This window comes from Listeria sp. LM90SB2 (assembly GCF_028867355.1).
GTDB lineage: Bacteria > Bacillota > Bacilli > Lactobacillales > Listeriaceae > Listeria > Listeria monocytogenes_B.
Map to the genome: position 1 here is coordinate 1,223,982 of NZ_CP046449.1, position 10,945 is coordinate 1,234,926.

A 10,945-nucleotide genomic window follows, 5' to 3' on the forward strand; every position below is an offset into this window, starting at 1 on the left:
GCCAATTTGCTTAAAACAGAACATATTTCATTCCAATACGAAGATGGCAAACAAGCCTTAACGGATGTTTCAATTGATTTAGAAAAAGGCAATATTATCGGACTTATTGGTGCGAATGGCTCCGGTAAATCGACACTTTTTATGCAGTTACTTGGAATTAACAAACCGAGCGATGGCACCGTTTATTTTGAAGGAAAACCACTCGCGTATACGAAAAAAGCATTATTTGCTTTACGAAAAAAAGTAAGCATCGTTTTCCAAGATCCCGACCAACAAATTTTTTATTCGAATGTTCGTGATGATGTAGCCTTTGCACTTAGAAACCTAGGTGTTAGCGAAACGGAAGTAGAGGCACGAGTGACGAAAGTATTAGACATTGTTGGGGCAAAGGACTTTCAGCATAAACCAGTCCAGTATTTAAGCTACGGTCAAAAAAAACGTGTCGCAATTGCGGGTGCCCTTGTTCTTGATACAGATTGGTTACTTTTAGATGAACCAACTGCTGGTCTTGATCCGATTGGCAAAAAAATCATGATGGAAATCATCGAACGTCTTGCAAGCCAAGGAAAGAAAATACTTATTTCCAGTCATGATATCGATTTAATTTATGAAATTTGTGATTATGTCTATATGCTGAAGGACGGAAGCGTTTTGACAGACGGGGAAACGAGCAACGTTTTCTTAGAGAAAAGTAATGTCGAACAAGCGGGATTAGTACAGCCTTGGCTCATCAAATTGCATCAGCAAGCTGGCTACCCACTGTTCAAAAAAGAAGCCGATTTTTTCGCGCATACGGGGAAGGTGACTAATTAATGGTAAAGCAAATAATGATTCAAGGTACCGCTTCTGATGCCGGGAAAAGTGTACTGGTTGCAGGCCTATGCCGCCTATTCAAAAATAAAGGAAAGCGAGTTGTTCCATTTAAATCTCAAAATATGTCACTCAATTCTTTCATAACGGCGACAGGAGATGAAATGGGACGCGCACAAGTTTTTCAAGCAGAAGCAGCTGGTGTTTTTCCAGATGTCCGGATGAATCCCGTGTTACTTAAACCGACCAATGACAGGCAGTCGCAAGTGATTTTTATGGGTGCAATTTTAGATAATATGGATGCTGTGACGTACCACGATTTCAAACAAACCCTTATCCCGAAAATCCAGGCAGTTTACCAGAGTTTAGCAGATGAAAATGATATTATTGTACTAGAAGGTGCTGGAAGCCCAGCCGAAATCAACTTAAACGACCGAGATATCGTGAATATGGGCATGGCAAAAATGGTCGATGCCCCAGTTGTCTTAGTTGCTGATATTGACAAAGGTGGCGTTTTTGCTTCGATATACGGCACCATTATGCTGTTAAATGAAGAAGAGCGGGCTCGAATCAAAGGTGTTATTATCAATAAATTCCGTGGCGATGCAGCTCTTTTACAACCCGGAATTGATATGATTGAGGAACTCACAAACGTCCCGGTTATCGGTGTGATTCCTTATGCCAATCTACAACTGGAAGAAGAGGACAGCGTTTCTCTAAGTGGGAAAAATTACGCGCCAGATAGTAACGCACTGCTTGATATCGCGATTATTTGTTTACCACGTATTTCGAACTTTACAGACTTTCATAGTTTGGAAATCCAACCGGAAATAAGTTTGCGCTACATACGAAATCTAGCTGATTTTGGAAAACCTGATTTAGTCATCATTCCAGGCAGTAAAAATACGCTAGAAGACATGGCATTTCTCGAAGAATCAGGACTGAAAAAAGCTATTCAAAATTTTGCGGAAAATGCCGGAAAAGTAATCGGGATTTGTGGTGGCTACCAAATGCTCGGTCAAAAAATGCTCGATCCGAATCAAGTGGAGAGTAAACAATTAGAAATAGCCGGACTTGGTTTACTAGATACCGAGACCATTTTTCTCGACCAAAAACGCACTACTCAAATTACAGGTGTGACGCATTCAGGTGAAGCAGTTGAAGGTTACGAAATCCATATGGGTGAGACGAAGCGAGGCGAGAGCACTAGTCCATTTTGCGAAATTAAAGCGGTGAACGGAAACGAAGAAACCCACCAAGATGGCGCTATCTCTGTCAACAAAAATATCATCGGCACATATATTCATGGTATTTTCGACAATGATGTTTTCTTAGGAAATCTATTTGACGAACTACTAACACGTAAAAACAAATCCGTTTATCCGCATGAAATCATTAATCTGAAAGAACACAAAGAACAAGAATACGACAAACTAGCGGCCCTTTTAGAAGCAAATATTCAAATGGACCAACTAGAAAAAATCATGAAAGGAGAAAAAATATGCGTATCTACACAAAAACCGGCGATAAAGGAATGACAAGAATTATCGGGGGTAGCAAAGTAAGTAAAGATAATATCCGTATCGATGCATATGGAACTTTGGATGAACTTAATTCGCTGATTGGCTACACGATAACAACACTTGGGGCTGAACCAGAAATTCAAGCCGAACTCGAACAAATTCAACAGCAATTATTTGATGCAGGAGGGGATCTTGCAACCGAAGAAGGCAAGCGTGCGTATAAATTAACAAGTGAGCCTGTTGCGTGGCTAGAAGACCGAATTGACATCTACGCCGATGAACCCCCAGAAATAGAAAAATTTATCCTACCAGGTGGAACGCAAGCAGCCTCATTACTGCACATGGCTAGAACCGTAACAAGAAGAGCTGAACGCGAAATCGTCGGTATGTTAAAAATTGCTTCAAGTAACGAAGAAGTATTAAAATACGTCAACCGTTTATCGGATTACTTTTTTGCCGTTGCCAGAGTCGTCAATTACCGCGCTGGTGAAACAGACATTTTTTACAAAAATTCCGAACTCGTTTTCCGCAATAAAAAGAAATAATAAAAAACCTCTCCAGACATCAAAGCCGGAGAGGTTTTCCTTTTTTAAAAACGTTGAATTAAAAATACACCAACAAGCATTAATAAAACACCAATCATACGATAACGGTTAATTGGATGAGGAATAACCCCGAAAAAACCAAAATGATCAATAATAAGTGCAATAATCATTTGCCCACAAAGCGCTAAAACAACCGTCATTGCTGAGCCGAGTAATGGTAAAAGTAAAATGTTAGAAGTTACGAAGAGCACTCCAAGCGCACCGCCAGTGAAAACCCACCAAGGAATTCGGCCGACACCTTTCAGTTGAAAAGTCAAACGACGCTCGACAATTAAACAAACAAGCGTAAGTAACGTTGTCCCAACTAAAAAGGAAATAAATGATGCCACAAAAGGAGAACCGACAGTGAGCCGAAGTTGGCTATTAATCGACGTTTGAATCGGGGAAAGTAGTCCAGAAACAAGTCCCATTGCCATAAATAGTAATAATGATTTGGATGATCTTTTTGTCATGTTTTCTCCTCCTTTTAAAAGCGTTGCATCAAGTAAATGCCGCCGAACATTAAGATAACGCCAAGTAGACGTTCGATATTAATCTCATGCATTGGTACTTGAAATAAACCAAAGTTATCAATAATAATCGCCATAATCATTTGTCCACAAACCGTAATCATCACAAGAAGTGCCGAACCAAGTCGAGGTAAAAGTAAAATATTGGCCGTTAAGAAAATAACGCCTAATGTTCCACCACCAACCCAGATATACCAAGGATTTGAGGCAATCATTTCTGAAGATATTGGCCATGATTTTTGTGTAAATAAACAAACGATAAGTAAAACAGTTGTCCCTACCATAAAAGAAACCCACGAAGCTAAAAACGGTGATTTCGTATATGTACTAAGTCGCGTATTGATGGCCGTTTGAACTGGTAATACCATCCCAGCTAACAAACCTGATACAATAAATAATATAATCAAAAATTTCCCTCCCTTTTATCACAATGAGATAATTATAAAATAAAAGCGGGGTAAAAAGATAGTAATTAATTTAAAGCGAGGTTTTTTTATGAAAATTCGTATTATCGGATCCGTCGGAAGCGGCAAAACCACTCTAGCAAAAAAGCTTTCCGAGTGGCAACAAATCGATTATTTTGAAACAGATCGCATTGTCTGGAAACGAGAAGAAACAGAGGTAAGACGAACCGACAATGAAAAAATAGCTGTATTAAATAAGATTCTTCAACAAGAAAACTGGATTATTGAAGGCGTTCATTTGGAAGCATGGGTGGACGAGAGCATTAACCAAGCGGACGTGGTTATTTTTCTTGATTTACCTAAAAAACAAATCCGCTCCCAAATTATTAAGCGCCAAATTAAACAATTACTACGATTAGAAGCAGCGCATTACCCAATTCGGTTCAACATGTTAAAGAAAATGTTTTATTGGGACGATTTATTTGACCAACGAACAAAACCACTAATTGCTAGAAAAATGGCCCAAAATCCAACAAAATGGCTAATTATCAAAGAAAAAACGGTATTTCAAGAAATAAAAAATGGGGTATTGCAAATTATATCGAGCCGTGATATATTATAAGCATCAAATACATCGAGGTGCGATATAGTTATGAATGAAAAATTACGGAAAGCCTATCTTCCAATGACCGAAACCGCTTTTTACATATTACTATCGCTCGTCAAACCAAGGCACGGTTACGCGATTATCGAAAACGTCGCAAAGATGACAGATGATCGAATCAAGCTTGGTCCCGGGACTATTTACGGAAGCTTATCCAAAATGAACAAAGATAATTTGATCCAAATTATTCAAGAAGAGAGTAATCGGAAAATCTATCAAATTACTGAAATTGGCACAGATATTTTGCAATTAGAAAAAGCGCGCATCGAAGAATTGTATAGAAACTCAAGGGAGGTCTAATAATGGAGAAAAAAGTCGTTAAGTTTTTTACCGTGGACAATATGGAGAAAGAAGAAGCCTATTTAAATGAAATGGCACAAAATGGTTGGTTCTTTCAAAAATATAAATCTTTTAGATATCATTTCAAACAGGGAGAGCCTGCGAAATACAGCTATGCGATTGATTTCAAAGAAAATGAAGGAGACGAAGATGCCTACAAAACACTTTTCGAAGATGCTGGCTGGGAGACTGTTTTTAGCTATCCAGTATTAAATGGCAATTGGATGTATTTCCGCAAAGCCGTAGCTCCTGGAGAAACAGAGGAAGCTATTTTCACTGACGAGACTTCCCTAATTCAACTTTACAAAAATATCCGCAAACGTTGGACGATTTTTGGTGCGATAGTGAGTTTGTTTTTACTTATTGAATTGTTAATCGTGTTTCAAATGGAAAACAATATTGGAATTACTACATTCATCTTTATTATTTTTCTTATTCTTGTTGCACTATATGGTAAAATGTTTTTCAACTTAACCCGGAAAATAAATCATTTAGTTACAAGAAAAACTATCTAATATAATCAAAAAAAGATTACGACTTAGTTTGCGTAATCTTTTTTTGATAAGATTTACTATTATATATAGAAGAAAAACGCTTTTTTTCTTAGTAAATGATATTTTTCATAAATCATTTTATTTTTATATGACTAAATGATGGCAAATGTTACAAAACGAAGAATTATTAATATCATTTGCGGATTCATTGGCTATAAATCAATATTTTTGCTGAATCATATAAATGTTAAAGATTTCTTAAATTCACTAAAATAGACCCCTAGATGGATTGCAATTGTAATGAAAGTAACGTATTCTAGTACCATCAAGGGATTCGTAGACAGAAAGGCGTGACGACATCTGAAATATAGGAAATTATCTAAAAAGAAGAAACAAAAGAGGCTAATTGGAATAGCGGGAATTTTACTTCTAGTAATTCTAGTAGGTGTCATTGCATCAGTTGTTAGACAGCAATACCTAATTATGACTGCACCAGAACCGGATCCAGCATTTCATTCCAAAGAACAAAACTTTTTAAATGAACTTTCGCCACGTGCACAAGAAATTCAAGAAAAGCACGGTATCTTAACGAGTATTACACTCGCTCAAGCCATTCTCGAATCAGACTGGGGCCAAAGCGGTTTAGCGCAAAAAGGTAACAATCTATTTGGTGTCAAAGGAAAATCGCCACAACCAATGGTGACGATGACAACGAAAGAATTTGTTGATGGTAAATGGATTGAAATTAATGCTAATTTCCGAAAATATAAAGACTGGAATGAGTCACTCGATTCGCACGCTGAACTTTTTTTGAAGGGCACTTCTTGGAATAAAGATAAATATAATGGAGTAATTGCTGCAGATGATTATAAAAAAGCCGCGCAAGAATTACAATCAGCTGGCTATGCAACTGACCCAGATTATGCGGAGAAATTAATCAATATTATCGAAAAATATGATTTAGCATTATACGACCGAATTGAAGATAAAATCTATTATGATACAAAATCAACTGGCTTCGGCAATGTGAAAAAAGATGTATCTGGCGCAATTTGGACGAAACCATATGGACTTTCCGGCGCGCTAAAAGTAGAAGAAATTAACTACTATAAACGTGAAGATTTGAAACTTTTACGTGAAGCAAAGACCGATAGCGGTGTTTGGTATCAAATTGCAATAGATACCGAGCCGATTGGTTGGGTGAAACAAGAATTAATCGATAAAAAGTAAAAAATAACCGAAAAAGAGCAAAATGACTTGTCTTATTTATAGGCATAAAGTCCTTTTTAAGCTCTTTTTCTTTTTTATTTTCATCAATACGAACTTTGAGAAAGGGCTATATCAAAGCTACGAGCGTATATTGTAACATAAGTAATGTAAAAGTAATGTGTATTACAAGAATGTTTTGATAGAATGAAGTGGTTGTTTTAAAGAACACTAGTTTCCAGTTTTTCAAAAGCTGGAAGGATAAATCAAAGAAGGATGTGCAATAAATCATTATGTTACAGCTCGCAAAGAAGCATTTGGTGACAATTGGACTTGGAATTACAATTACATTATTTGCAGTACCAATCCACTCCCAAGCTGCTGGTCTAGAGGACGGCTTGACTTCCAAGCAAGAGAAGTTTATTAATGAGATTGCGCCGCATGCTCAAAAAGTGCAAAAAGAACATGGTATTTTAGCTAGTATTACGATTTCGCAAGCAATCCTAGAGTCCAATTGGGGCGAAAGTAAATTAGCAAAAGATGGCAATAATTTATTCGGAATTAAAGGTTCCTATCAAGGAGCTTCTATTAAATTACCTACCAAAGAACATAATGGCGTTGTTTGGGTTGGAACAGATGCTGTTTTCCGTGCGTACCCAGGTTGGTATGAATCAATGAATGACCACGCACTTTTATTTGTCAATGGACCGTCTTGGAACCCTCATTTATACGGAGGACTAATCAAAGAATATGACTTTGAAAAGGCAGCTATTGCCCTTGGAAAAACAGGCTATTCATCTGATCCAGAGTATGCAGCGAAATTAATTGAACTGATCAAAAAAGCAAATTTAAATAAATACGATACCGTTTATAGCGAACGTGTATCAGACAAAGCAATTAAGGCTGCTGGAGAAGTAGCTGTCAAAGATAATTGCTATGTTTGGTCTGCTCCGGGTGGCACAAAAGGTGCGAAACCTATCGTCAGCACTACCAAATACTTTGGCCGTCAAGTTTCTATTAATCAAGAAGTAAAAGTAACAGATTCCAATATTTCTTGGTACCATATCCATCAAAATGGAGAATCCATCGGTTGGATTGAAAGTACATCGATTAAAGACTTCTATCAATTAGAAGACTATGCGCCAACAGTAGATGCATTACTAAAAACAGATGACAACAATCGTTTAGTAATCAATATGGATATCGATACATCTGAGCTACACAAAACAAAACTAGCAAAGGCAGATACCAAAGAGAAAACTGCCTTTAATTTACCTTTACTGAACGTTCAATCCATCATCTGGTAATAACCTTGCAAAAAAAGCTGAATAGATTACTCGGCTTTTTTTGCGTTTTCAAAGGATTTTTAGAAAGAAACTGTTATAATGAAAATGGAGTTTATAAGGAGGGTTATTTATATGGATGAACAATTAAAGATGTTAAAAGCATTAACAGATGCAAAAGGTATTCCCGGTAACGAACGTGCAGTGAGAAATGTGTTCCGCGAATACATCGAACCGCTAGCGGATAGTTTTGAAACAGATGGCTTAGGAAGTGCTGTTGCAAAAAAAGTCGGAGCAGAAGATGGACCTAAAATTATGATTGCTGGCCATTTAGATGAAGTTGGCTTTATGGTAACGCAAATTGACGATAAAGGTTTTATCAAATTTCAAACTGTGGGCGGCTGGGTTTCCCAAGTAATGCTCGCACAAAAAGTAACTATCGTGACGCGCTCTGGCGAAGAAATCACAGGTGTTATCGGTTCTAAACCACCACATGTGATGACAGCAGCAGAACGCCAAAAATCATTCGATATTAAAGACATGTTTATTGATGTCGGTGCAGTAGATAAAGCTGAAGTGGAGAGCTATGGCATTCGTCCAGGCGACATGATTGTACCTGCTTTTGACTTTACCGTAATGAAAAACGAAAAATTCTTACTTGCAAAAGCATGGGATAACCGTATTGGCCTTGCAATTGCGATTGAAGTACTTAAAAACTTACAAAAAGAACAACATCCAAATATCGTTTACGGTGTAGGAACTGTTCAAGAAGAAGTTGGTTTACGTGGTGCCAAAACAGCTGCGCATTTCGTTCAACCAGATATTGGTTTTGCCGTTGACGTTGGTATCGCAGGAGATACACCAGGCGTTACAGACAAAGAAGCAATGAGCAAAATGGGTGAGGGTCCACAAATCGTCATTTACGATGCATCTATGGTAGCGCATGCCGGACTTCGTGATTTTGTCACAGATGTAGCGGATGAACTATCTATCCCTTACCAATTTGAAGCAATCCCAATGGGCGGTACAGACTCAGGTTCCATCCACTTAACTGGAAACGGAATCCCGTCTCTATCCATTACCATTGCAACACGCTACATTCATTCTCATTCCTCGATGCTACACCGTGATGATTTTGAAAATGCAGTAAAACTAATTACCGAAGTAGTCAAACGTTTAGATAAAGAAAAAGTAACAGAAATTCGCTTAGGTTGAGTTTCGAGAAAAGAGGACAACTTTTATGGAACAGATTCAATCAGTAAAAAACGACCGTGTCAAAACATGGAAAAAACTACAAACGAGAAAAGGCCGCGATAAAACCGGGACTTATTTGGTGGAAGGCTTTCATTTAGTGGAAGAAGCATTGCGTCAAGATGGTTTAGTACTGGAGCTGCTTGTTTCAAGTGGTGTTTCTGTTCCGGAAGAGTGGTTAAAAGGCGATTACGATGTATTTGAAATTAGTACAGAAATCAGCCACTTAATTAGCGAAACAATGACAGAGCAAGGTGTTTTTGCAGTAGTCGCAACATCTGAACCAGATATGATGCTTTTATATGGGAAAAAATTATTGCTAGTAGATGCAGTGCAAGATCCAGGCAACGTAGGTACGTTAATTCGTACGGCTGATGCTGCTGGATATGATTGTGTCGTACTTGGCAAGGGAAGTGCAGATCTTTATAATCCTAAAGTAATTCGTAGTACGCAAGGTAGTCATTTCCATATTCCCGTTATTCAAGCAGATTTATTTGATTGGATTGCGAATTTAGAAGAAGAGGGCGTTCCAGTTATTGGCGCAGTTCTTGATGACCAAGCGAAATCATTAAACGACATGACAAAACGCGACACTTTAGCGTTGATGGTCGGAAATGAAGGTAATGGCATTTCTCCTGAATTACAAGATCGTCTTTCTGAAAAAGTATATATTCCAATTTATGGTGACAGTGAATCATTGAATGTCGCAGTTGCTGCTGGAATTCTACTTTACGGCTTAAGAAAATAAAGAAAAAGTGGTGGCTAAGTTGTTTTGACTTAGTCACCACTTTTTTAGATTTCTTCTTGTTTTTCAATAGCTACTTCCCGAATAGCAACGCGTTTTAAATCGGCTACAACACTGTGCATATAATCAAATGCCGCACCCCAGTCAATTCCAGTAAAAAAGCCATTTGAACTACCAGTGGAGATAATCGTTACTTCTGTTTCTCCGTGAAAATTATTAATCGTAACAAAAAGTGCTGCACGATTCGACGAGCGGAAATAAAACTTTTCGCAAGCAAGTGTTGCAAGCTCTCCAAAATCAAAAGTTCTAACTTCAGAAAACACGATATTCGATCCCACTTGACCAGCTTTAATTATTTCGAAAGTTTCTGCAACGTCCGTTTTAACAATATAGCGAATGGATGGCATATCAGTACCTCCTTCTATAAAACTATCTTATATATAGTTTAAGACAGAAGAAGAATTTGGTCAATCGGGCCACAACTTACTAAATATAAGCAACATAATATTTATTAGTTACTTTCTGATGATAGATATGGTACAATAACGTTAGAGGTGAGAATTATGACTGATGCACATACAGTATGTCCGAAGTTTGAATCGGCGTTCCAATTACTAGGTAAACGCTGGACTGGACTTATCATCAATGTCTTACTGACTGGTCCAAAAAGGTTTAAACAAGTCGCCGCTGAGATCCCGCAAATGAGTGATCGGGTGCTTGCAGAACGTTTGAAGGAACTTGAGGAAATGGATATTTGCTTAAGACAAGTTTATCCAGAAACTCCTGTACGCATTGAATATGAATTAACCGAAAAAGGGAAAGCACTCCAAGAAGTAATGCTTGAAGTCCAGTGCTGGGCGGATAAATGGGTGGAAGTACCTAATTAAAAAAGAAATAATCTCTCCAACCAATATGGAGAGATTATTTTTTAGCTTGAATCTTTCCTAGAACCATACTATAATAGAAACTATCTAAATAACTAAAGACAATGAAAGAGCCAAGTAGCATAGTGAGTCTGTATAGGGAGAAGTGGTCATAGACTGAAAGCCACTTTACAAACGAATTTGTGAACATTTCACCTCTGGAGTCGCCCCCCGAGAAGCACTTTATGT

At 37.8% G+C, this 10,945-nt stretch carries 14 protein-coding genes and 1 other annotated feature (1 of these 15 running past the window's edge); of the genes, 11 read left to right on the top strand and 3 right to left on the bottom strand.

From position 1 onward, the window contains the following. Positions 1-6: 6 nt before the first annotated feature. Genes GL301_RS06120 through GL301_RS06130 form a run of 3 tightly spaced genes read left to right on the top strand, consistent with a single transcriptional unit; the run spans position 7 to position 2,878 of the window. Positions 7-813 (top strand): ATP-binding cassette domain-containing protein, encoded by an 807-nt coding sequence (locus tag GL301_RS06120; protein WP_003724739.1) that lies wholly within the window; start codon positions 7-9, stop codon positions 811-813. Then, on the top strand, positions 813-2,348 hold the full coding sequence (locus GL301_RS06125; RefSeq protein WP_070213775.1) for a cobyric acid synthase: 1,536 nt from the start codon (positions 813-815) through the stop codon (positions 2,346-2,348). Before GL301_RS06120 ends, GL301_RS06125 begins: the two co-directional genes overlap by 1 nt. Next, positions 2,312-2,878, top strand: coding sequence for a cob(I)yrinic acid a,c-diamide adenosyltransferase (locus GL301_RS06130; RefSeq protein ID WP_003724741.1), 567 nt, complete (start codon positions 2,312-2,314; stop codon positions 2,876-2,878). The genes GL301_RS06125 and GL301_RS06130 overlap by 37 nt, the downstream gene beginning before the upstream one ends. Before the next feature lie 44 nt (positions 2,879-2,922). Here GL301_RS06130 and GL301_RS06135 read toward each other — a convergent pair whose 3' ends face one another. Then, positions 2,923-3,390: a DMT family transporter gene (locus tag GL301_RS06135; protein WP_003721608.1), complete on the bottom strand. Its 468-nt coding sequence runs from the start codon at positions 3,388-3,390 to the stop codon at positions 2,923-2,925. 14 nt (positions 3,391-3,404) lie between these two features. Further along, positions 3,405-3,854, bottom strand: a complete 450-nt coding sequence (locus GL301_RS06140; protein ID WP_003721609.1) for a DMT family transporter — start codon at positions 3,852-3,854, stop codon at positions 3,405-3,407. 88 nt (positions 3,855-3,942) lie between these two features. On the opposite strand from GL301_RS06140, the gene GL301_RS06145 reads away from it, so the two are divergent. From GL301_RS06145 to GL301_RS06175, 7 genes are all read left to right on the top strand, one after another. Continuing rightward, complete coding sequence (locus tag GL301_RS06145; protein WP_003726945.1) at positions 3,943-4,473, top strand: AAA family ATPase; 531 nt, start codon at positions 3,943-3,945, stop codon at positions 4,471-4,473. Positions 4,474-4,503: 30 nt separating this feature from the next. Further along, positions 4,504-4,815 carry a PadR family transcriptional regulator gene (locus tag GL301_RS06150; protein ID WP_003724743.1) on the top strand — a complete coding sequence of 104 codons (312 nt, stop codon included), beginning with the start codon at positions 4,504-4,506 and terminating at the stop codon, positions 4,813-4,815. Positions 4,816-4,817: 2 nt separating this feature from the next. Continuing rightward, positions 4,818-5,369, top strand: coding sequence for a DUF2812 domain-containing protein (locus tag GL301_RS06155; protein WP_003724744.1), 552 nt, complete (start codon positions 4,818-4,820; stop codon positions 5,367-5,369). 339 nt (positions 5,370-5,708) lie between these two features. Next, on the top strand, positions 5,709-6,578 hold the full coding sequence (locus GL301_RS06160; protein WP_012681260.1) for a glucosaminidase domain-containing protein: 870 nt from the start codon (positions 5,709-5,711) through the stop codon (positions 6,576-6,578). A 269-nt stretch (positions 6,579-6,847) separates the two neighbouring features. Further along, the gene (locus tag GL301_RS06165; RefSeq protein ID WP_003724746.1) at positions 6,848-7,861 is read left to right on the top strand and encodes a glucosaminidase domain-containing protein; all 1,014 of its coding nucleotides are present in this window, start codon (positions 6,848-6,850) and stop codon (positions 7,859-7,861) included. Positions 7,862-7,972: 111 nt separating this feature from the next. Beyond that, on the top strand, positions 7,973-9,052 hold the full coding sequence (locus tag GL301_RS06170) for a M42 family metallopeptidase (RefSeq protein WP_003724747.1): 1,080 nt from the start codon (positions 7,973-7,975) through the stop codon (positions 9,050-9,052). Between the two features lie 25 nt (positions 9,053-9,077). Next, positions 9,078-9,836 (top strand): TrmH family RNA methyltransferase, encoded by a 759-nt coding sequence (locus tag GL301_RS06175; RefSeq protein ID WP_003721616.1) that lies wholly within the window; start codon positions 9,078-9,080, stop codon positions 9,834-9,836. A 44-nt stretch (positions 9,837-9,880) separates the two neighbouring features. On the opposite strand, the gene GL301_RS06180 is transcribed toward GL301_RS06175, so the two are convergent. Next, the gene (locus tag GL301_RS06180) at positions 9,881-10,240 is read right to left on the bottom strand and encodes a DUF6054 family protein (protein WP_003721617.1); all 360 of its coding nucleotides are present in this window, start codon (positions 10,238-10,240) and stop codon (positions 9,881-9,883) included. Positions 10,241-10,396: 156 nt separating this feature from the next. Here GL301_RS06180 and GL301_RS06185 point away from each other — a divergent pair, with 156 nt between their 5' ends. Continuing rightward, positions 10,397-10,720 carry a winged helix-turn-helix transcriptional regulator gene (locus GL301_RS06185; RefSeq protein WP_003721618.1) on the top strand — a complete coding sequence of 108 codons (324 nt, stop codon included), beginning with the start codon at positions 10,397-10,399 and terminating at the stop codon, positions 10,718-10,720. Between the two features lie 92 nt (positions 10,721-10,812). Further along, positions 10,813-10,945: a binding site (T-box leader), on the top strand; it runs 97 nt beyond the window's last position.